At 58.6% G+C, this 19,663-nt stretch carries 19 protein-coding genes, 4 tRNA genes and 1 riboswitch; of the genes, 17 read left to right on the forward strand and 6 right to left on the reverse strand.

The annotated features are described in order from the left end of the window. Positions 1-62 precede the first annotated feature (62 nt). The 5 genes from astA (at position 63) to astE (ending at position 5,454) form a co-directional block, all read left to right on the forward strand. Complete coding sequence (gene astA, locus CE491_RS06190; RefSeq protein ID WP_110947478.1) at positions 63-1,088, forward strand: arginine N-succinyltransferase; 1,026 nt, start codon at positions 63-65, stop codon at positions 1,086-1,088. Next, entirely contained in the window at positions 1,085-2,560 is a 1,476-nt protein-coding gene (astD, locus tag CE491_RS06195) for a succinylglutamate-semialdehyde dehydrogenase (protein WP_199885011.1), read from the forward strand. Before astA ends, astD begins: the two co-directional genes overlap by 4 nt. A 152-nt stretch (positions 2,561-2,712) precedes the next feature. Continuing rightward, on the forward strand, positions 2,713-4,059 hold the full coding sequence (gene astB, locus CE491_RS06200) for an N-succinylarginine dihydrolase (RefSeq protein WP_110947480.1): 1,347 nt from the start codon (positions 2,713-2,715) through the stop codon (positions 4,057-4,059). Positions 4,060-4,137: 78 nt separating this feature from the next. Beyond that, the gene (locus CE491_RS06205; RefSeq protein WP_110947481.1) at positions 4,138-4,431 is read left to right on the forward strand and encodes a topoisomerase II; all 294 of its coding nucleotides are present in this window, start codon (positions 4,138-4,140) and stop codon (positions 4,429-4,431) included. Positions 4,432-4,446: 15 nt separating this feature from the next. Then, positions 4,447-5,454 carry a succinylglutamate desuccinylase gene (gene astE, locus CE491_RS06210; RefSeq protein WP_110947482.1) on the forward strand — a complete coding sequence of 336 codons (1,008 nt, stop codon included), beginning with the start codon at positions 4,447-4,449 and terminating at the stop codon, positions 5,452-5,454. A 153-nt stretch (positions 5,455-5,607) separates the two neighbouring features. Here the strand turns inward: astE and CE491_RS06215 are convergent, their stop codons facing one another. Continuing rightward, positions 5,608-6,102, reverse strand: coding sequence for a 6,7-dimethyl-8-ribityllumazine synthase (locus tag CE491_RS06215; protein WP_110947483.1), 495 nt, complete (start codon positions 6,100-6,102; stop codon positions 5,608-5,610). 126 nt (positions 6,103-6,228) lie between these two features. Next, positions 6,229-6,388: riboswitch (FMN riboswitch) on the reverse strand. A gap of 224 nt (positions 6,389-6,612) precedes the next feature. Here CE491_RS06215 and ltaE point away from each other — a divergent pair. The 7 genes from ltaE to CE491_RS06250 all read left to right on the forward strand — a co-directional run bounded on the left by ltaE (position 6,613) and on the right by CE491_RS06250 (position 12,627). Beyond that, positions 6,613-7,617: a low-specificity L-threonine aldolase gene (gene ltaE / locus CE491_RS06220; RefSeq protein WP_110947484.1), complete on the forward strand. Its 1,005-nt coding sequence runs from the start codon at positions 6,613-6,615 to the stop codon at positions 7,615-7,617. Positions 7,618-7,761: 144 nt separating this feature from the next. Beyond that, on the forward strand, positions 7,762-10,386 hold the full coding sequence (gene alaS, locus CE491_RS06225; protein WP_110947485.1) for an alanine--tRNA ligase: 2,625 nt from the start codon (positions 7,762-7,764) through the stop codon (positions 10,384-10,386). Between the two features lie 91 nt (positions 10,387-10,477). Beyond that, positions 10,478-11,710, forward strand: a complete 1,233-nt coding sequence (locus CE491_RS06230; RefSeq protein WP_110947486.1) for an aspartate kinase — start codon at positions 10,478-10,480, stop codon at positions 11,708-11,710. A 179-nt stretch (positions 11,711-11,889) separates the two neighbouring features. Further along, on the forward strand, positions 11,890-12,078 hold the full coding sequence (csrA, locus tag CE491_RS06235; RefSeq protein ID WP_020290522.1) for a carbon storage regulator CsrA: 189 nt from the start codon (positions 11,890-11,892) through the stop codon (positions 12,076-12,078). Positions 12,079-12,140: 62 nt separating this feature from the next. Then, positions 12,141-12,231: transfer RNA gene (locus CE491_RS06240), tRNA-Ser, on the forward strand. Between the two features lie 107 nt (positions 12,232-12,338). Further along, positions 12,339-12,415: transfer RNA gene (locus CE491_RS06245), tRNA-Arg, on the forward strand. 135 nt (positions 12,416-12,550) lie between these two features. Then, positions 12,551-12,627, forward strand: a tRNA-Arg gene (locus CE491_RS06250). Between the two features lie 49 nt (positions 12,628-12,676). Here the strand turns inward: CE491_RS06250 and CE491_RS06255 are convergent. Then, positions 12,677-13,183 (reverse strand): DUF4124 domain-containing protein, encoded by a 507-nt coding sequence (locus tag CE491_RS06255; RefSeq protein WP_110947487.1) that lies wholly within the window; start codon positions 13,181-13,183, stop codon positions 12,677-12,679. 324 nt (positions 13,184-13,507) lie between these two features. On the opposite strand from CE491_RS06255, the gene mgtE reads away from it, so the two are divergent. After that, a complete protein-coding gene (gene mgtE, locus CE491_RS06260) occupies positions 13,508-14,950 on the forward strand; it encodes a magnesium transporter (RefSeq protein ID WP_110947488.1) in 1,443 nt (480 codons plus the stop codon). Between the two features lie 125 nt (positions 14,951-15,075). Here the strand turns inward: mgtE and CE491_RS06265 are convergent, their stop codons facing one another. The 4 genes from CE491_RS06265 to CE491_RS06280 all read right to left on the reverse strand — a co-directional run bounded on the left by CE491_RS06265 (position 15,076) and on the right by CE491_RS06280 (position 16,668). Further along, complete coding sequence (locus CE491_RS06265) at positions 15,076-15,402, reverse strand: Arc family DNA-binding protein (RefSeq protein ID WP_110947489.1); 327 nt, start codon at positions 15,400-15,402, stop codon at positions 15,076-15,078. A 450-nt stretch (positions 15,403-15,852) separates the two neighbouring features. Then, positions 15,853-16,050, reverse strand: a complete 198-nt coding sequence (locus tag CE491_RS06270; RefSeq protein ID WP_110947490.1) for a PA3371 family protein — start codon at positions 16,048-16,050, stop codon at positions 15,853-15,855. A 51-nt stretch (positions 16,051-16,101) separates the two neighbouring features. Beyond that, a complete protein-coding gene (locus CE491_RS06275) occupies positions 16,102-16,332 on the reverse strand; it encodes a hypothetical protein (protein WP_110947491.1) in 231 nt (76 codons plus the stop codon). Between the two features lie 78 nt (positions 16,333-16,410). Then, entirely contained in the window at positions 16,411-16,668 is a 258-nt protein-coding gene (locus CE491_RS06280) for a hypothetical protein (protein WP_110947492.1), read from the reverse strand. On the opposite strand from CE491_RS06280, the gene CE491_RS06285 reads away from it, so the two are divergent. The 4 genes from CE491_RS06285 to CE491_RS06300 all read left to right on the forward strand — a co-directional run bounded on the left by CE491_RS06285 (position 16,641) and on the right by CE491_RS06300 (position 19,509). After that, positions 16,641-16,717: transfer RNA gene (locus CE491_RS06285), tRNA-Arg, on the forward strand. The genes CE491_RS06280 and CE491_RS06285 overlap by 28 nt on opposite strands. A gap of 93 nt (positions 16,718-16,810) precedes the next feature. Next, complete coding sequence (gene gcvA / locus CE491_RS06290; RefSeq protein ID WP_110947493.1) at positions 16,811-17,716, forward strand: transcriptional regulator GcvA; 906 nt, start codon at positions 16,811-16,813, stop codon at positions 17,714-17,716. Between the two features lie 75 nt (positions 17,717-17,791). Next, positions 17,792-18,619, forward strand: coding sequence for a DMT family transporter (locus CE491_RS06295; protein WP_110947494.1), 828 nt, complete (start codon positions 17,792-17,794; stop codon positions 18,617-18,619). A 128-nt stretch (positions 18,620-18,747) separates the two neighbouring features. Beyond that, positions 18,748-19,509, forward strand: a complete 762-nt coding sequence (locus CE491_RS06300; protein WP_110947495.1) for an SDR family oxidoreductase — start codon at positions 18,748-18,750, stop codon at positions 19,507-19,509. Positions 19,510-19,663 lie beyond the last annotated feature (154 nt).

Below are 19,663 nucleotides of genomic sequence, written 5' to 3' on the forward strand. Positions count from 1 at the left end.
GACGCCGTGTCGCAGGTTAGCGAGTTCGCTGGTTTTCACGGAAACCGGCTTGAGGAGAAAGCATGATCGTTCGTCCCGTACGCAGCAGTGATCTACCGGCGCTGATCGACCTGGCGCGCAGTACAGGCGCAGGCCTGACCACACTGCCGGCCAACGAAGAGCGTCTGGCGCACCGGGTCGGTTGGGCCGAGAAAACCTTCGCTGGCGAAGCCGAGCGGGGTGACGCCGATTATCTGTTCGTCCTCGAAGACGACGAAGGGCGGGTGGTCGGTATTTCCGCCATTGCAGGCGCCGTCGGTCTGCGTGAGCCCTGGTACAACTACCGGGTGGGTTTGACGGTCAGCGCCTCTCAGGAATTGAAGATCTATCGTGAGATCCCGACGCTGTTCCTGGCCAACGATCTGACCGGCAATTCGGAACTGTGCTCGCTGTTTCTGCACGCCGATTTGCGCAATGGTCTCAACGGTCGCCTGCTGTCGAAGGCGCGGATGCTGTTCATCGCGGAATTCCCCGAGCTGTTCGGCAACAAGGTTATCGCCGAGATGCGCGGCATTTCCGACGAGCAGGGCCATTCGCCGTTCTGGGAAAGCCTGGGACGACACTTCTTCAAGATGGAATTCAGTCAGGCCGATTACCTGACCGGCGTCGGCAATCGCGCGTTCATCGCCGAACTGATGCCGAAGTTCCCGCTGTATAGCTGCTTTCTTTCCGAGGCTGCGCGCAATGTCATCGGGCGCGTGCACACCAGTACCGAACCTGCGCTGACCATGCTAAAGGCTGAAGGCTTCAGCTATCAGGGTTACGTCGATATCTTCGATGCCGGCCCGGCCATCGAGTGCGAAACCGCCAAGATCCGCGCCGTGCGCGACAGTCAGGCGTTGGTGCTGGCGGTTGGCACGCCGGGCGATGATGCCACGTTATTCCTTATCCACAACCGCAAGCGCGAAGACTGCCGGGTGACGGCCGCACCTGCGCGTTTCGCCGCGGGCACGCTGGTCGTCGACCCGAAAACCGCCAAGCGTTTGCGCCTGAATGCCGGCGATCAGGTTCGCGCGGTGCCTCTGTCTCCAGCTCGGGAGGGCATTTGATGAACACCTTGTATATCGCAGGTGCCTGGCAAGCCGGGCAGGGCGAGGCCTTTCAATCGCTGAACCCGGTCTCGCAACAGGTGATCTGGACAGGGCAGGGCGCTACCACCGAACAGGTCGATGCAGCTGTCACAGCCGCGCGTCGGGCATTTCCGGCCTGGGCAACTCGTACGCTGGAAGAGCGCATCGCTGTTCTGGAAGCGTTCGCGGCCACGCTAAAAAGCCGTGCCGATGAAATCTCCCGCTGCATCGGTGAGGAAACCGGCAAGCCGCTGTGGGAATCGGCTACAGAAGTGACCAGCATGGTCAATAAGGTGGCGATCTCGATCCAGAGCTACCGCGAACGCACCGGTGAGAAGAGCGGCCCGCTGGGCGACGCCACTGCCGTGCTGCGACACAAGCCCCATGGCGTGGTGGCGGTGTTCGGCCCTTACAACTTTCCGGGGCATCTGCCTAATGGGCACATCGTTCCGGCGCTGCTGGCGGGTAACGCCGTGGTGTTCAAGCCCAGCGAACTGACGCCGAAGGTTGCCGAGCTGACCGTGCAGTGCTGGATCGATGCAGGTCTGCCCGCAGGTGTGCTGAATCTGCTGCAGGGCGCGCGGGAAACCGGTATCGCGCTGGCGGCCAACGCCGGAATCGACGGTCTGTTTTTCACCGGTTCCAGCCGTACGGGCAATTCGCTTCATCAGCAATTCGCTGGGCGCCCCGACAAGATTCTAGCCCTGGAGATGGGCGGCAATAACCCGCTGGTGGTCGATCGGGTCGCCGATGTCGATGCGGCGGTGTACACCGTGATTCAGTCGGCCTTCATTTCGGCAGGGCAGCGCTGCACGTGCGCGCGTCGTCTGCTGGTGCCGCAAGGGGCGTGGGGTGACGCCTTCATGGCGCGATTGGTTGAGGTGACCGCGACCATTCAGGTAGGCGCATTCGATCAGCAGCCGGCGCCCTTCATGGGCTCGGTGATTTCCCTGCAGGCCGCTCAGGCACTGGTCGATGCGCAGGAGCACCTGCTGGCCAACGGCGCTGTGTCGCTGTTGGATATGACTCAGCCAGATGCGCAGTCGGCACTGCTGACGCCGGGGATCCTGGATGTCAGCGATGTGAATGATCGGCCGGATGAGGAACTGTTCGGCCCGTTGCTGCAGGTCATTCGCTACGTTGATTTCGACGCCGCAATCCAGGAGGCCAATGCCACGCAGTACGGGCTGGCTGCTGGCCTGCTGTCCGATTCCCGAGAGCGTTATCAGCAGTTCTGGCTGCAAAGCCGCGCGGGTATCGTCAACTGGAACAAGCAATTGACGGGGGCAGCCAGTACCGCGCCGTTCGGTGGAATCGGGGCGTCGGGTAATCATCGAGCGAGCGCCTATTATGCAGCGGACTATTGCGCGTATCCGGTGGCGTCGCTGGAGAGCGGGACGCTGGTATTGCCAGCGAGCCTGACGCCGGGGATAACGATGGCGCATGACTGATAACTGTGGGAGCACGTTTGCCCGCGAATGCTGATGTCCATCCGACGAAACTCTTTCGGCAGATATAAAGCCTTCACGGGCAAGCGCGCTCCTTCAGGGCAAGGCGCGTATGAAATTGATGTTTATAAAAACAGATCCACGGAGCCTCACCGATGAAATCCTGTGAAGTCAACTTTGACGGTCTAGTGGGGCCAACCCATAACTACGGCGGGCTGTCCTACGGCAACGTCGCGTCCCAGAGCAATTGCCAGCAGGCGTCCAACCCGCGAGAGGCAGCGCTGCAAGGCCTGGCGAAAATGAAGGCGTTGACCGAGCTGGGCTTCACCCAAGGGGTGCTGGCGCCGCAGGAGCGTCCGGATATCGCAGGGCTGCGCAAGTTGGGTTTTGGCGGTACTGATGCGCAGGTCATCGAGCGAGCGGCCAAACAGTCCATGCCGCTGCTAGTGGCCAGTTGCTCGGCATCGAGCATGTGGGTGGCTAATGCCGCGACGGTCAGCCCGAGCGCCGATACGGCAGACGGTCGCGTGCATTTCACCGCCGCCAACCTCAACTGCAAATACCACCGCAGCATCGAACATCCGACCACCAGCCGCGTGCTGGGCGCGATGTTCGCCGATCAGCAGCACTTCGCCCATCACGCTGCCTTGCCCGCCGTCGCCCAATTCGGCGACGAGGGCGCGGCTAACCACACGCGTTTCTGCCGCAACTACGGTGAAGCTGGCGTGGAGTTCTTCGTCTTTGGTCGTGCCGCGTTCGATACCCGATTCCCTGCGCCGCAGAAATACCCGGCGCGTCAGACCCTGGAAGCCTCGCAAGCCGTCGCACGTTTACACGGGTTGAGCGACGAAGGGGTCGTGTACGGGCAGCAGAATCCGGCGGTGATCGATCAGGGCGTATTCCACAACGACGTGATAGCGGTCGGCAACGGCGAGGTGCTGTTCTATCACGAAGACGCGTTCCTCAATACCGAGCACATGCTCAGCGAATTGCACGACAAGCTCGCGCGTCGCGGCGGCCGTTTCCAGGCTATCTGCGTGCCGCGCTCCGAAGTGGCGGTCGATGACGCCGTGCGCTCCTACCTGTTCAACAGCCAACTGCTGTCCCGTGCCGATGGCTCAATGCTGCTGATCGTGCCGGAAGAGTGCCGCAGCAACGAGCGTGTTTGGAGTTACCTGCAGCGTTTGATCGCCGATGAGGGCCCGATTCGCGAGGTCAAGGTCTTCGATCTCAAGCAGAGCATGCAGAACGGCGGTGGCCCGGCTTGCTTGCGCTTGCGGGTGGCGCTGAATGAAACGGAACTGGCGGCGGTCAATCCAGGGGTTATCATGACCGCGCCGTTGTACGACACGCTGACTCAGTGGGTGGACAAGCACTACCGCGATCGCCTGAGCGAAAGCGACCTGGCCGACCCGCAACTGTTGACCGAATGCCGTACGGCACTGGATGAACTGACGCAGCACTTGAAGCTGGGCGCGGTCTATCCTTTCCAAATCAATTGATGCTTGCATGACATCACACCTGATCGCTTTTGCGTCAGGCAGGTGATGTCTGTGTTTTATACAGAGAGAGTTTTTGCCATGACCGACGCCCTGCGTTTGATCCTTGAAGACACCGACGGCACTCAGCTGGAAACTTCCTGCACCCGTTTTGCCGTTATCTGGCAGGGCAAAGAGGTGTGGATTCAGCAAGACGGCCGCGGCCAGTTGCTGATCGGTGTGGACGTCGAAGAAGACGATGCCGAATACGCCAACCTGCTGTTGCGTCCGTTGGCGACCAACCTGGTCAGCCTGCAACTGGAAATGGAACCGGCAGACGTCGGCGGTGATGATGACGCTGGCCACGTGCACGGCCCCGACTGCAACCACGACTAAGCAGGAATCCGGCTCATGCTCGCCCTCGGCAAACTGCTTGAACTGACCCTGGCGGGTCGCGAACCCGCGGAAAAGACTCAACTGACCGTCGACGGCGTGCGTTTGCGCTGGTTGGCGGAGGGGGCTCTGGAAGTACGGCCCCCCGAGGCTCGGGACAATGGAACCGATCTGCTCCTGTCGGCGGGTATTCATGGCAATGAAACCGCGCCGATCGAGCTGCTGGACGAACTGATTCACGCCATTGCCCGAGGTGAACTCAAGCCTCGCGTGCGTATTCTTTTCCTCTTCGGCAACCCCGAGGCCATGCGCCGCGGCGAGCGCTATGTCGAGCAGGACGTCAATCGACTTTTCAATGGCCGTCACGAGCAGAGCAGCGGCAACGAAGCGCTGCGGGCTTGCGAGCTGGAGCGTCTGGCCGCGACCTTTTTCAGCGTGCCCGACCGCTATCGGCTGCATTACGACCTGCACACCGCGATTCGTGGCTCGAAGATCGAACAGTTCGCGTTGTATCCGTGGAAAGAAGGCCGTCAGCATTCACGCCGCGAACTGGTCCGGCTGCATGGCGCGGGAATGGAAGCGGTGCTGCTGCAGAACAAGCCTTCCATCGTGTTCAGCGCCTACACCTACGACAAACTCGGCGCCGAATCCTTCACGTTGGAGCTAGGCAAGGCTCGCCCGTTCGGGCAGAACCAGCAGGTCAACCTGTCGCCCCTGAAAGTCTCGTTGGAGCAGTTGATCAAAGGCACCGAGCCGCTTGTGGGCGATCAGATCGCCGGTCTGAAGCTGTTCAGCGTTGCGCGGGAAATCATCAAGCGCAGCGATGCATTCCGTCTGCATCTGCCTGACGACATCGAAAACTTCACCGAACTGGACAAAGGGTTTCTGCTGGCCGAAGACCCGTCCGATTCACGCTGGGTGGTCGAGGAGGAGGGTGCGCGCATCATCTTTCCCAACCCTAAGGTCAAGAACGGGCTGCGCGCGGGGATTCTGATCGTGCCGACTACGGATGAACAGTTGGCATAGGGATTTTACTGGCTGGATGATCGATCCCATGCTCCGCGCGGTAACGCCCACCTGGACGCTCCGCGTCCTGTGACGCAGAACGTTACGCGAACATCCCCACGCAGAGCGCGGGAACGATCTTCGCCGAGCGTGGGAGCGACCTCTTCAGAACAATCAACCCACCGCTTTCTGCACTTCACCCACCCGACGCACTGCACGCAGCTTGGCCAAGGTGTCGGCGCAGGTCCTGGCCGCTTCCTGACCTTTGTGCACGAAGTGATCAAAGAAGAATTTCTGGTGCTCTTCACCTGCATGGAAGTGATGCGGGGTGAGGACCACCGAGAACACCGGCACTTCCGTTTCCAGTTGAACCTGCATCAGCGCGCTGATCACCGATTGCGCGACGAACTCGTGGCGATAGATCCCGCCATCCACCACCAGGCCTGCCGCCACGACGCCACCGTAGCGGCCGGTGTTGGCAAGCAGTTTGGCGTGCAGGGGAATTTCAAAGGCGCCACCTACTTCAAAGAAGTCAATGTCACTCTCGGCATAACCGTGGTTCGCCATCTCGGCGACGAAACCTTTGCGCGCCTGATCGACGATATCTTTGTGCCAGCATGCTTGAATGAAAGCGATGCGCTCGTGAGCGTGAATTGCGGTAAGTTGCATGTGTTCTGACTCCTGTTTAATTAAAAAACAGGGCGTTTTGGATAGAAGGGGATGCCTAGGGTACGGTCGATAGCAGGCTCGGCGACAACGCGCGTGCAATGCTTCGAGGCGATCCTGTGGTGCCAATCCCGTTCTCTCTTCATCCGGACTATGACCGTCGGCCCTGGGATCTCACCAGGTCTGCTGACCTCGCCCAGGATCGAAACCCTGTCCGAGCGCTCGCGGGCTAGACGCATTGCGCGCCATTACCGCCGGTGGGGAATCGCACCCCGCCCTGAGAACGTTGCCGACGGCATAATTCGTCGGCGTGCAGTTTGTAACACAAATTTTCGGAATGTGCATGGAGCCTTTTTGATGGTTTTCATCAGCTTTTCTTATAAGCCCGTCTTGGAATTCTCGCGCGGAGTCTTGATTATCCTAGGCTCCGGCCGCAGAACCCTGGTTCCGGCCTCAAAACCTCGGCTCTGGCCTCAAACCTGAGTTTCGACCCACATTTCAGGGAGCTTCATCGTGACGGTTATCGATCTGCGCAGCGACACAGTGACCCAACCCACCGCAGGCATGCGCGACGCCATGGCCCATGCGCCGCTGGGCGACGACGTGTATGGCGAGGACCCGTCGGTCAACAAACTGGAGTCGTGGCTGTCGCAGCGTCTGGGTTTTGCCGCGGCGCTTTTCGTGCCGACCGGCACCATGAGCAACCTGTTGGCTCTGATGGCGCATTGCGAGCGTGGCGATGAGTACATCGTCGGGCAGCAGGCGCACACTTACAAATATGAAGGCGGCGGCGCGGCAGTGTTGGGTTCGATCCAGCCGCAGCCTCTGGACAACCAGGCCGACGGCTCGCTGGACCTGAATCAGGTGGTCGCTGCGATCAAGGCCGACGATTTCCATTTCGCCCGCACCCGTTTGCTGGCGCTGGAAAACACCATGCAGGGCAAGGTCCTGTCCCTGGACTATCTGGCGGCGGCGCGCAAGCTGACCCGTGAGAAGGGCCTGGGGCTGCATCTGGATGGCGCGCGCCTGTACAACGCTGCGATCAAGCTGGGTGTCGACGCCCGCGAGATCGCTCGGCATTTCGACTCAGTATCGGTCTGCTTGTCCAAGGGCCTGGGCGCGCCTATCGGCTCGGTGCTATGCGGGTCCGGCGAGTTCATTGCCAAGGCGCGTCGTTTGCGCAAAATGGTCGGCGGCGGCATGCGTCAGGCAGGTTCCATCGCAGCGGCTGGGCTGTACGCGCTGGAGCATCAGGTCGAACGTCTGGCCGATGACCACGCCAATGCCGCGTTTCTGGGTAAGGCGTTGGGCGAGCTGGGCTTCGATGTCGAGCCGGTGCAGACCAACATGGTCTACGTGCAGATCGGCGACCGTGCCGAACAACTCAAGGCCTTTTGTGCCGAGCGGAAGATTGTGCTCAGCGCGGCGCCGCGTTTGCGCATGGTCACGCATCTGGATGCGTCGGCCGCGCAAATGGAGCAGGTGGTCGCGGCGTTTGCGGAATTCGGCAGCCGATAATCGACCGATAATCCAATTGGCTGCATCTATCGTACAAAGTCACTGTACCGTTCAAGTAACGCCTATATAATGCGGCCCTTTGCCGTCGCTACGTCGAATGACGTTATGCATTTGCCTCAGGCTGCAGTTCCCGTGGAAGAACCTATGAAAAGCGCAGAAATCCGTGAAGCCTTCCTTCGCTTCTTCGAAGAGCAAGGCCACACTCGAGTAGCCTCCAGCTCCTTGATCCCAGGCAACGACCCGACCCTGCTGTTCACCAACGCAGGTATGAACCAGTTCAAGGATTGCTTCCTGGGCCAGGAAAAACGAGCCTATACCCGTGCCGTCAGCAGCCAGAAGTGCGTTCGCGCCGGTGGCAAACACAACGACCTGGAAAACGTCGGGTACACCGCTCGTCACCACACCTTCTTTGAAATGCTGGGTAACTTCAGCTTCGGCGACTACTTCAAGCGCGATGCGATCACCTACGCCTGGACCTTCCTGACCTCCGAGAAGTGGTTGAACCTGCCTAAGGAAAAACTCTGGGTCACGGTTTATGCCTCGGACGACGAAGCCTATGACATCTGGACCAGGGAAGTCGGCGTGCCAGCCGAGCGTATGGTCCGCATCGGCGACAACAAGGGTGCGCCTTACGCGTCCGACAACTTCTGGACCATGGGCGATACTGGCCCGTGCGGTCCTTGCACCGAGATCTTCTACGATCACGGCGCTGACATCTGGGGTGGCCCACCGGGCTCGCCGGAGGAGGACGGCGACCGTTACATCGAGATCTGGAACAACGTTTTCATGCAGTTCAATCGCACCGCCGATGGCGTGCTGCACCCGCTGCCTGCGCCGTCGGTGGACACCGGCATGGGCCTGGAGCGGATCAGCGCCGTGTTGCAACACGTGCATTCGAACTACGAGATCGACCTGTTCCAGAGCCTGCTGGTGGCGTCGGCCAGGGCCATCGGCTGCAGCAATGACGCACAACCATCGCTGAAAGTCGTTGCCGACCACATCCGTTCCTGCGGTTTCCTGATCGCCGATGGCGTGCTGCCCTCCAACGAAGGCCGTGGCTATGTGCTGCGTCGCATCATCCGTCGCGCCTGCCGTCACGGCAACAAACTGGGCGCCAAGGGCAGCTTCTTCTACCAGATCGTCGCCGCGCTGGTCGCCGAGATGGGTGAAGCGTTCCCGGAATTGAAATCCCAGCAGGCGCACATCGAGCGCGTCCTCAAAGCTGAAGAGGAGCAGTTCGCCAAGACTCTGGAGCAGGGCTTGAAGATTCTCGAGCAGGATCTGGCTGAGCTCAAAGGCACCGTGGTGCCGGGCGATGTGGTGTTCAAACTTTATGACACCTACGGCTTCCCGATGGACCTGACCGGCGACATCGCCCGTGAGCGCAACCTGACTCTCGATGAGGCCGGTTTCGAACGTGAGATGGATGCCCAGCGTGAACGCGCGCGTTCGGCCAGCGCCTTCGGCATGGACTACAACAGTCTGGTCAAGGTCGATGTCGCCACCGAGTTCACCGGTTATAGCGCCACGGCAGGCGAGGCTAAAGTCGTCGCTCTCTATAAGGAGGGTGCGGCGGTCGAGCAGCTGCATGAAGGCGAAGACGGTGTGGTCATTCTCGACAAGACCCCGTTCTATGCCGAATCCGGCGGCCAGATCGGCGACAGCGGTTACCTCACCGCGGGCGACGCGCGTTTCGACGTCAGCGACACTACCAAGACGGGCGGCGCATTCCTGCACCACGGCATTCAGGTGTCGGGCAGTCTGAAGGTCGGCACCATCGTCAGCACCGAAGTCGCTGCGCAAGTGCGTCAAGCGACTTCCCTGAACCACTCGGCGACTCACCTGCTGCACGCAGCGCTGCGCCAGGTGTTGGGCGATCACGTTCAGCAGAAAGGCTCGCTGGTCGACAGTCAGCGCCTGCGGTTCGACTTCAGTCACTTCGAAGCGATCAAGCCAGAGCAGATCAAGGCTCTGGAAGACATCGTCAACGCCCAGGTGCGCAAGAACACTGCAGTCGAGACGGAAGAAACCGACATCGACACCGCCAAAAAGAAGGGCGCCATGGCGCTGTTCGGCGAGAAGTACGGCGACAGCGTTCGCGTACTGAGCATGGGTGGCGATTTCTCGGTCGAGCTGTGCGGCGGTATCCACGCCAAACGTACCGGCGACATCGCGTTGTTCAAGATCATTAGCGAAGGTGGCGTGGCTGCCGGCGTGCGTCGTATCGAGGCGGTCACCGGCGCCGTTGCACTGGCCTACCTGAATACCGCTGAGGAGCAATTGAAGGAGGCCGCGAGCCTGGTCAAAGGCAACCGCGACAACCTGCTGGACAAGCTGACGGCTGTGCTGGAACGCAATCGCCTGTTGGAAAAACAACTGGAGCAACTGCAGGCCAAGGCGGCCAGCGCTGCGGGCGACGATCTGTCTGCCGCTGCGGTGGACGTCAAGGGTGCCAAGGTCCTCGCTGCCCGTCTCGACGGTCAGGATGGCAAGGCGCTGCTGGCCCTGGTCGACCAGCTGAAGAACAAACTCGGTCGCGCAGTGATCCTGCTCGGCGGTGTGCATGAGGACAAGGTCGTGCTGGTGGCAGGCGTCACCAAGGACCTGACTGGCCAACTCAAAGCCGGTGATTTGATGAAGCAAGCGACCGCCGCCGTGGGCGGTAAAGGTGGCGGTCGTCCTGATATGGCGCAGGGTGGTGGCGTTGATGCCGCTGGCCTGGACGCAGCGCTCGCGCTGGCTGTTCCGTTCGCCGAGCAGGGAATTTAAGTCGACCCACCGGGGCCTGCTTCCGTAGGCTCCGGCGCTACGCGGTTTGAATGTTTAACGGGCGCCCTTCACGGGCTGAGGCGGCTTTGAGATGGCTTTAATCGTACAGAAATTTGGCGGAACCTCCGTGGGCTCGGTCGAGCGCATCGAGCAGGTGGCCGACAAAGTCAAAAAATTCCGCGAAGCGGGTGATGATCTGGTGGTGGTTCTGTCCGCCATGAGCGGCGAAACCAATCGGCTGATCGACCTGGCCAAGCAGATCAGCGATCAGCCGGTTCCTCGCGAACTGGACGTGATCGTTTCCACCGGCGAGCAGGTCACCATTGCCTTGCTGGCCATGGCCTTGATCAAACGCGGCGTGCCAGCGGTTTCCTACACCGGCAATCAGGTCCGCATCCTGACCGACAGCGCGCACAACAAGGCGCGTATTCTGCAGATCGACGACCAGAAGATTCGCGCTGACCTGAAAGAAGGCCGTGTTGTAGTGGTCGCCGGTTTCCAGGGCGTCGACGAGAACGGCAACATCACGACCCTGGGTCGCGGTGGCTCCGACACCACCGGCGTCGCGCTGGCGGCGGCCTTGAAGGCTGACGAATGCCAGATCTACACCGATGTCGATGGCGTCTACACCACTGACCCGCGCGTCGTGTCCCAGGCTCAGCGTCTGGACAAGATCACCTTCGAAGAGATGCTGGAAATGGCCAGCCTCGGTTCCAAGGTGTTGCAGATCCGTGCGGTCGAGTTCGCCGGCAAGTACAACGTCCCGCTGCGCGTACTGCACAGCTTCAAGGAGGGTCCAGGCACCCTCATTACCATTGATGAAGAGGAATCCATGGAACAGCCGATCATTTCTGGCATCGCTTTCAACCGCGACGAAGCCAAGCTGACGATCCGTGGCGTGCCAGACACCCCGGGCGTTGCTTTCAAGATCCTGGGCCCGATCAGTGGCGCGAACATCGAAGTGGACATGATCGTGCAGAACGTTTCGCACGATAACACCACGGACTTCACCTTCACCGTTCACCGCAACGACTACCAGTCTGCGCTGCAAGTGCTGGAGAACACCGCCAGGGAAATCGGCGCCCGTGAAGTCATTGGCGACACGAAGATTGCCAAGGTCTCCATCGTCGGCGTCGGCATGCGCTCGCACGCAGGTGTTGCCAGCCGCATGTTCGAAGCGCTGGCCAAGGAAAGCATCAATATCCAGATGATCTCCACTTCCGAAATCAAGGTCTCGGTCGTGATCGAAGAGAAGTACCTGGAACTGGCCGTTCGCGCTCTGCACACGGCTTTCGAACTCGATACGCCGCGTCAGGGCGAGTAAGGGTTTGGCCAAAGGGCGCGGTTCACCGCGCCTTTTGTGTTTCTGATGTGCGCGAGAAAACTGTTTTTTTCCCGCCACTAGTCAATACTCAGGCGTAGACCTGCTGCCGATGCTGGCTCGGGCTGATGCCTTTTGACTGTGCAGACTGTAGTCCCTGAATTCAGGTTGAGGAGATAGGTATGCTGATTTTGACCCGTCGGTGCGCGGAAAGCCTGATAATCGGGGACGGTGAAATCACCGTGACCGTGCTCGGCGTAAAAGGTAACCAGGTACGAATTGGCGTCAACGCGCCCAAGGAAGTGGCGGTTCACCGTGAAGAGATTTACCTGCGCATTAAGAAAGAGAAGGATCAGGAACCAAGCCATTAATTTTTATTGAATTTTTGGTTTGCAAACGGGGAAAAGGGTGGTTATTATACGCCCCGTGTTGCGGAGAGCTGGCCGAGTGGCCGAAGGCGCTCCCCTGCTAAGGGAGTACACCTCAAAAGGGTGTCGGGGGTTCGAATCCCCCGTTCTCCGCCATTATTTGCGTAGTACGTGGTAATCTGGCTTGATCGGTAAGTTATTGAATTTACTAGAAAAAGTGCTTGACCAAAAGATTCGGCGGCCTATAATGCGCGGCAACAAATGCACTCGTAGCTCAGCTGGATAGAGTACTCGGCTACGAACCGAGCGGTCACAGGTTCGAATCCTGTCGAGTGCACCATTTAAGCGTTATTTGTAGCAGTACGAATAACAGCTTTAAGAAAGAGCCTGGCTTTAACAGGTCTTCGGAAGTACCAATCACTTCCAGAAGTAAAATGCAGCGACCAGAGGTGATCTGGTTTATCAAGCGCCACATGCACTCGTAGCTCAGCTGGATAGAGTACTCGGCTACGAACCGAGCGGTCACAGGTTCGAATCCTGTCGAGTGCACCATAAAACGAAAAGCCTGCATGCAAATGCGGGCTTTTTGCTTTTCTGTGTTTCACTTCTCCGTTTTACGCATCTGGCGTGTTCCTTTCACGCATCCATGTTCATCGAACTGAACCTGTCGGCTGCGACCCTTCTTTTTCTCGTACACATAACGCAGTTCGGCGTTGCGCCCGATGATCCTGTCCGGCTTGCCCAGCAGGCTTTCTACATCTCGTTTCGTCATCCCGGCCGGTGTCTGCTGGTTGATGATCGCTCTGCGACGTTGTTCGGCGCTCAATACGTTTCCACAGCCGTCGTCACGCTGGCCGACCACCACCAGCTCGTTGTTCTCTGGCTGTCTTTTTACGACTTCCTTTACTGACGAGGGGGCAATAGGGACCGTTCCGGGCAGAGGGCTGTTCACGCTCAGCGATTTTTGCAACTGCCCTGGCGGGCAACTGAGGGTGGCGAAGGTAATGTTGCCGCTTTCGTCTTCGCAACGGTGTACCGATGTCGCTCCTGCGGCGGCTGGCAGGAGCAGCAGGGCTGTAATAACGGTTTTACGTATGTCCAAAGGCATGACAGCGTCCTCCTTGACGACGGGTGTCAGGGGAGACTAGCCAGATGAAAATCTGCGAGCGAGCGTGTTTTCTTCTCGGGATGTGACGTCGTAGCAATAACGACTCGGACAATGGTTAACATTGTGTTGCAAGCGCTTGTTCCGCGTTGAATTTTTAACATGAAGCCCCGGCAAGCGGTGTATGATTGCGCCCGTCAGCCCCGCCGGGGCTTGTGGAATCCCTCCATGGACTTACCCAGTAGCAACTCAGAATTAAGCTTTACCAATCAAGAATCGACTGATTGATCTTCCGGCGTGTTCCACTGCTGGGAGTGGAGTTCGCCTATGACCGAAATTGAAGTAAAAAAAACGCAGGAAAGCCTTCAGGATCGCCTCGCTCAAGTGGTCGATCTGCTGCAGCGTCAGCGTGTCGTTGAAGATCTGACTCATCGTCAAGAAGGCCAGCATCAAGATCGCGTTGAAAACCTGGTTCACCGGCAAAACCTGGTCGAGCTGCAACGCAAGCTCGATGATCTGCACTCTGCCGACGTTGCCTATATTCTCGAAGCGCTCCCGGTAGAAGACCGTCTGACGGTCTGGCAGCTGGTCAAGGCCGAGCGCGACGGCGACATCCTTCTCGAAGTATCCGATTCCGTTCGTGAAACCCTGATCGCCGATATGGACGATCACGAGTTGCTGGCCGCCGCCAAGGAAATGGACGCAGACGAACTCGCGGACCTTGCGCCAGAACTGCCGCGCGACGTCGTTCATGAGCTGATGGAAGCCCTCGACAGCCAGCAGCGCGAGCGTGTGCGTTCTGCCTTGTCTTACGACGAGGATCAGGTGGGCGCACTGATGGACTTCGAGATGGTCACCATTCGCGAAGACGTCAGCCTTGAAGTGGTGCTGCGTTACCTGCGTCGTCTCAAGGAGCTCCCGGGCCACACCGATAAACTCTTCGTGGTCGACTACGATGGCGTCCTCAAGGGTGTGCTGCCGATCAAACGCCTGCTGGTCAACGACCCTGAAAAGCAGGTGTCGGAAGTCATGGCCAGCGATACGGTAAGCTTTCACCCGGACAGCGATGCCTATGAAGCCGCGCAGGCTTTCGAGCGTTACAACCTTATTTCCTCGCCGGTGGTGGACAAGAACGGCAAGCTGATCGGCCGTCTGACCATTGACGAAATGGTTGACCTGATTCGTGAAGAGAGCGAGACGGAAGTGCTCAACATGGCCGGTTTGCGTGAAGAGGAAGACATCTTCGCGTCGGTCTGGCGTTCGTTGCGCAACCGTTGGTCGTGGCTGGCGGTCAATCTCATCACTGCTTTCATCGCCTCGCGGGTGATTGGCCTGTTCGAGGGCTCGATCGAAAAGCTGGTAGCGCTCGCGGCACTCATGCCGATCGTGGCGGGTATCGGCGGTAACTCCGGTAACCAGACCATCACCATGATCGTTCGCGCCATGGCGCTGGACCAGGTCAGCACCGGCAATACCTCGCGCTTGATGCGCAAGGAGCTGGGGGTCGCGTTGGTCAACGGGGTGATCTGGGGTGGCGTGATCGGTATCGTCGCCTACCTGCTCTACCACAGCTGGTCGCTGGGTGTGGTCATGACCGCGGCGATGACGTTGAACCTGTTGCTCGCCGCCTTCATGGGCGTGTTGATCCCAATGACATTGGCACGTCTTGGTCGTGACCCGGCAATGGGGTCCAGTGTAATGATCACCGCCATGACTGACAGCGGCGGTTTCTTCATCTTCCTGGGACTGGCGACGATTTTCCTGCTGTGACGTGACCCACAATAAAAAACCGCCTTCGAGAGCGGTTTTTTTTGGAAAGTCATTGGTCGTTAACAACTAAAGCCTACAAAAAAGCCAGCTTTTAAGCTGGCTTTTCAGTTTCTGGCGTTCGGGACTTATTCGTCGTCGGCGGCCAGGCTGGTGTCGTGTGCGATCAGCGAAACCAGAGCATTCTGCTGGCGATGAGCGAGTTGGCGGAAACGTTGGAGCAACTCGCGTTCATGCAATGACAGTTCTGGGCTGTCCAAGCGCAGTTTAGGCTCGTCGCCCAAGGCGCCTTCCTGAATCAGGCTTTGTTCGAGACGCGCGATGATTTCAGAGTTCATGCTGCGATGGTTGTCTTTGGATACTTCCGCAATGCGCTCGCGCATGCCTTCCGGAAGACGGACAACGAACTTGTCAGCTGTGCGACTGGAATAATTGGCCTGTTTCATAGGGCTCATATATTTAACCGATTTAGTTCAAAGGGGAGGCGGTTCATGCATTGGCCGCGAGATGTCATCCTCTGACTCTCATTTCGGCGAAATGTTCAACCTGCCAGCATAAAGGTCCGCCATCATGCATCAATGCGCCGGAACCTTGGCGTCAAATCTGTGACAAATATTGAACTAGATAAAGGCGTTTAGCCAGCACCAATTATCCAAAATGCGTCCTGGTTAGCAAAGTTCCCGTATACCGTTCATCCGGCCCCACAGCGCCAGTACGTCGGAATGTCGTACAGAAAAAGCTACGTAGGCATTCGCCATGATGGCTATCTGTCTTCAGAGTAGTGGCGTCTGGAGGAAAATACGAGAAAGCCGCCAAGAAAGAGACGAAGGGTCTCCTGGCGTTATCGGAAGGCTAAAACTGGTGGGATCAAGCGAATCACGAAATCAGAGTGTGGCTATCGACGCTTACGGTTTCACCTGGCGTAGCACCGGATCGAACTTGATGCGCCGACCAACGAATAACGCTGCTAGAAACAAACTGGCGAAAACACCGGCTGCGATCTTGACGACCGTTCCGAGCGAGTCCATCGACACGGGAAGCAATTGATCAACTGCGATGGCCATGATGGCCAGAATCAGGAACGACAGTGCGGCTTTTGACATGGCTGTTCTCGTAAGAAGAAACGGATCGGCAAACCCTTGCATCGTGCGGCTTCAGAATACCCAGCGTTCGGACCGATCCACTGGAATCGCCTCATCGGTATCGTTCGCCAGCATCGCGTCGGAGCGCTGCGCTGGAACTGCCGCGAAACGTGGTGTCTGTTTTACCAAATAGTGAGGTTGAGCCTGAACAGCGACGCTCTCAGTCTTGCCATTGTCTTGAAAGTGGAAAGCCACCAGTGCGACGAGTGCCGCAGCATTCAATAGGGAGAGAGTCATGTTCATCTCGGTTACCTTCGCTTGGAGTGGTATGAAGGGGATTGCACGGATAGGGATAATGCAGTCTGCATGCCAAGCGAAATATTAATAAATATCCATGAAAAACAATAAGTTACGCAAATGTTTGACGCGGCGGGGGTTGCAGTTTGCAATGATGTCATTTTGCGCCATTGCAATTTGCATGATGCGTGTTTCACGACAGTCAAATACCCGGCGGACTACAGCTGAAAAAGACAATGACGACATGACAAAACAAAGGCTTGCCGTTAACATGCTCGCCGTCCCGCTGGCGCCATTCAGAGCGTTGGCATTGTGTCTCAGTAGCTCAATTGGATAGAGCATCCCCCTCCTAAGGGGAAGGTTGCAGGTTCGAACCCCGCCTGGGACACCATTCGATTCACCCTCCACCCGTTTCCGGTTGGTCTATCATGAGCCTTCATTCATAAGAGGGCGGGTCCTGTCTTGCTCGCCAAGAAAAGACGACATGAAAGATCTGCCGCCCACGGCCACGCTGCGCGCGTTTGAAGTGGCCACGCGTCACGCGACGTTCACCTCCGCATCTGAAGAGCTGCATGTCACCCAGAGTGCGGTGAGTCATCAGTTGAAGCACCTGGAGGACATTTGGGGGCTGCAATTATTCCAGCGCGGCAAATCGTTGACCCTGACCCCCGCTGGCGCCGCCCTTGCGCCCATCGTACGCGAGTTCTTCTCCAACCTTGAGGCAACGCTGGCGGACTTAAGGGAGCAAAAAGGCAGGATTCGGCTGCAGGTCAGTACCACTTATTCATTCGCCCTCAAATGGCTGCTGCCGAGGTTGCCAAGCCTGGCTCAGCAACATCCGGAAATCCTGGTGACGTTGGATACGACAGACAAAGCCATCAAATTTTCCAGCGGCGAGGCGGATGTGGCGATTCGTTTGGGCAACGGCAACTACCCGGCGCTTTACTCGGAGTTCATGTTCCGAGAACAGATCTTTCCGGTGGCCAGCCCGGATCTGTTACAGCGCTTCGGCAGGCCAATGGAGCCTGCCGAACTGCTGCGCTACCCGATGCTCACCCGAGACGGTGCAGATCTGGTGCCAAAATGGGAGGTGTGGTTTCAACATGTCGGCCTGGGTATTTCTTCTCTTCACGAAAGTGTCAGGTTCGCGGACACCAACATGACAGTGGAAGCAGCGTTGCTGGGCCAGGGGATCGCGTTGGTGCGTAGCGGGCACGTGGAAAAGGAGATCAGCGATGCAAGCCTGGTCAGGTTGTTCGATATTCCTTTCCCATCGCCGGTTGCCTATTACTTCGTCTGCCCCAAAGGTATCGAATCGCAACCTCATGTCGCCCATTTTCGTAGCTGGCTGATTCAGCAGGGCCTGAAAGCGCAGCAGGGTTATGTATGAATCATGAGGATTTACTCATGATTCGATGAGAAGACTTCGCTTTAATTGAATGCGTCAGGCTGGCTAGGATGGCGCATGCCTTTTGACATCGTCTTGTTAGTCCTTTTAGCCGCCTTGCTGCATGCCAGCTGGAATGCACTGCTGCGCGGTGGCGAGGACCGGCTCTGGTCCATGACGATCATGTGCGTGGCGGTGGCCGTCGCCAGTGCCGTAGCCGCCTTGTTTCTGCCTGCGCCGGCAAAGGCCAGCTGGTTTTGTGTCGTGCTTTCGGCGGTCTTGCACGTTGGCTATAACCTGTTTCTGGTGCGCACTTATCGAGCGGGTGACCTCGGGCAGACCTATCCGGTTTCCCGAGGCTCTTCGCCTGTCCTGATCACCCTGTTTGCCTCGATTTTCGCCGGGGAAAGCGTGAGCTCAGGCGCGCTGCTCGGCATCCTGCTGGTTTCTGGCGGAATCGTTTCTCTGGCCTTCAAAGGCCGCAAGTTGGCCACTCCCAGCCTGCCGTATGCCTTGGGAACCGGGTGCTTTATCGCCGCCTACAGCGTGACCGATGGCATCGGTGCGCGGCTGTCCGGTTCGGCGATGGCTTATACGGTATGGATGTGCACCTTGTGGGGTGTCTTGATGCCACTGGTGTACATCGCCCTGCGCGACGCACGCAGTCTGTTCACCTTCAGGCCCGGTTTCATGGCCGCTTTCATCGGTGGGCTGGTGTCTCTGGTGGCCTATGGAATCATTATCTACGCCATGTCCGGCGCGCCCATGGGAGCGGTGTCGGCCTTGCGTGAAACCAGCGTGCTGTTCGCTGCGCTGATCGGGTATTTCTTCCTGGGCGAGTCGCTCACTGTTCGCAAAATTCTGGCCTGCGTGGTGATCGCCACCGGCACGATCATCATCGGCTGAGGGGCAGCGCATGAGTGCTCACCCAGGCACCTGATACTGACATTCAAGCGTCATGACGGGCCTTGATACAGACACGGCTGGTTGGCGGCCTGAAACTATGTTCCATCACCCCCAGAAAGGATCGCTCTATGAATGCTGTCTCGCAGGCACCCTTGATGTTGATAACAGGTGGAAGTCGCGGCGTGGGCGCGGCGACTGCTCGCCTGGCTGCCGCCCGGGGCTACGATGTGGCGATCAGCTACGTCGCCGACCAATCTGCCGCGCTCGCGGTGGTCGCGGATGTGGAAGCTGTCGGGCGCCGAGCGCTGGCCATGCGCGCAGACAGCGCGGATCCGGAACAGGTCGCTCGGCTGTTCGCTGCGATCGATCAGACGTTCGGCCGTATCGATGTGCTGGTCAACAATGCCGCCATTCTGGCGCCGCAGTCCCGGCTGGAGCATCTCGATTTCGAGCGCATGCAGCGCATCTTTGCAGTCAACTCTATCGGTCCCATCCTGTACGCACAGCACGCGATAAAGCGTATGTCTCATCGCTACAACGGGCGCGGCGGCTCTGTGATCAATCTATCATCGGCGTCGGCGCGGTTGGGCAGCCCCAACGAATACGTCGACTACGCCTCGTCGAAGGGCGCCCTGGAAACCTTCACCATTGGGTTTGCCAAAGAGGTCGCGCGGGACGGGATACGCGTCAACTGTGTCCGACCTGGGCATATCTATACGGACATGCACGCAAGCGGTGGCGAACCGGGGCGAGTCGAGCGGGTCAAGGATTCGATTCCCATGGGCCGGGGCGGGCAGCCTGAGGAAGTGGCGCGAGCGATTCTATGGCTGGCGAGCGAAGAAGCTTCATTCATCACCGGTACGTTTCTGGACGTCACGGGCGGAAAGTGAGTATGCGGCTCGCCGGCTGGCAAGCATGAACGAAAAAGCCACGGGATTTGAGCCCCGTGGCCTTTTTACAACGTCTGTCCCGTCCTGAATAAGGTTTACACCTTCTGACCTTTCCTCAGGAGGAACCAATGGATTCGGGAAAAAGGCGCAGTCA

The organism is Pseudomonas bohemica (assembly GCF_002934685.1).
Classification (GTDB): Bacteria; Pseudomonadota; Gammaproteobacteria; order Pseudomonadales; family Pseudomonadaceae; genus Aquipseudomonas; species Aquipseudomonas bohemica.

What these genes read in the sequence shown, in the direction of transcription:
- astA (WP_110947478.1), top strand. Translation starts at nt 63, where the DNA reads ATGATCGTTCGTCCCGTACGCAGCAGTGATCTACCGGCGCTGATCGAC.
- CE491_RS06215 (WP_110947483.1), bottom strand. Translation starts at nt 6,102, where the DNA reads ATGCAACTTACCGCAATTCACGCTCACGAGCGCATCGCTTTCATTCAA.
- CE491_RS06295 (WP_110947494.1), top strand. Translation starts at nt 17,792, where the DNA reads ATGCCTTTTGACATCGTCTTGTTAGTCCTTTTAGCCGCCTTGCTGCAT.
- csrA (WP_020290522.1), top strand. Translation starts at nt 11,890, where the DNA reads ATGCTGATTTTGACCCGTCGGTGCGCGGAAAGCCTGATAATCGGGGAC.
- astB (WP_110947480.1), top strand. Translation starts at nt 2,713, where the DNA reads ATGAAATCCTGTGAAGTCAACTTTGACGGTCTAGTGGGGCCAACCCAT.
- CE491_RS06280 (WP_110947492.1), bottom strand. Translation starts at nt 16,668, where the DNA reads ATGCTCTATCCAATTGAGCTACTGAGACACAATGCCAACGCTCTGAAT.
- CE491_RS06205 (WP_110947481.1), top strand. Translation starts at nt 4,138, where the DNA reads ATGACCGACGCCCTGCGTTTGATCCTTGAAGACACCGACGGCACTCAG.
- CE491_RS06265 (WP_110947489.1), bottom strand. Translation starts at nt 15,402, where the DNA reads ATGAGCCCTATGAAACAGGCCAATTATTCCAGTCGCACAGCTGACAAG.
- CE491_RS06300 (WP_110947495.1), top strand. Translation starts at nt 18,748, where the DNA reads ATGAATGCTGTCTCGCAGGCACCCTTGATGTTGATAACAGGTGGAAGT.
- CE491_RS06230 (WP_110947486.1), top strand. Translation starts at nt 10,478, where the DNA reads ATGGCTTTAATCGTACAGAAATTTGGCGGAACCTCCGTGGGCTCGGTC.
- gcvA (WP_110947493.1), top strand. Translation starts at nt 16,811, where the DNA reads ATGAAAGATCTGCCGCCCACGGCCACGCTGCGCGCGTTTGAAGTGGCC.
- mgtE (WP_110947488.1), top strand. Translation starts at nt 13,508, where the DNA reads ATGACCGAAATTGAAGTAAAAAAAACGCAGGAAAGCCTTCAGGATCGC.
- astE (WP_110947482.1), top strand. Translation starts at nt 4,447, where the DNA reads ATGCTCGCCCTCGGCAAACTGCTTGAACTGACCCTGGCGGGTCGCGAA.
- alaS (WP_110947485.1), top strand. Translation starts at nt 7,762, where the DNA reads ATGAAAAGCGCAGAAATCCGTGAAGCCTTCCTTCGCTTCTTCGAAGAG.
- CE491_RS06275 (WP_110947491.1), bottom strand. Translation starts at nt 16,332, where the DNA reads ATGAACATGACTCTCTCCCTATTGAATGCTGCGGCACTCGTCGCACTG.
- CE491_RS06255 (WP_110947487.1), bottom strand. Translation starts at nt 13,183, where the DNA reads ATGCCTTTGGACATACGTAAAACCGTTATTACAGCCCTGCTGCTCCTG.
- CE491_RS06270 (WP_110947490.1), bottom strand. Translation starts at nt 16,050, where the DNA reads ATGTCAAAAGCCGCACTGTCGTTCCTGATTCTGGCCATCATGGCCATC.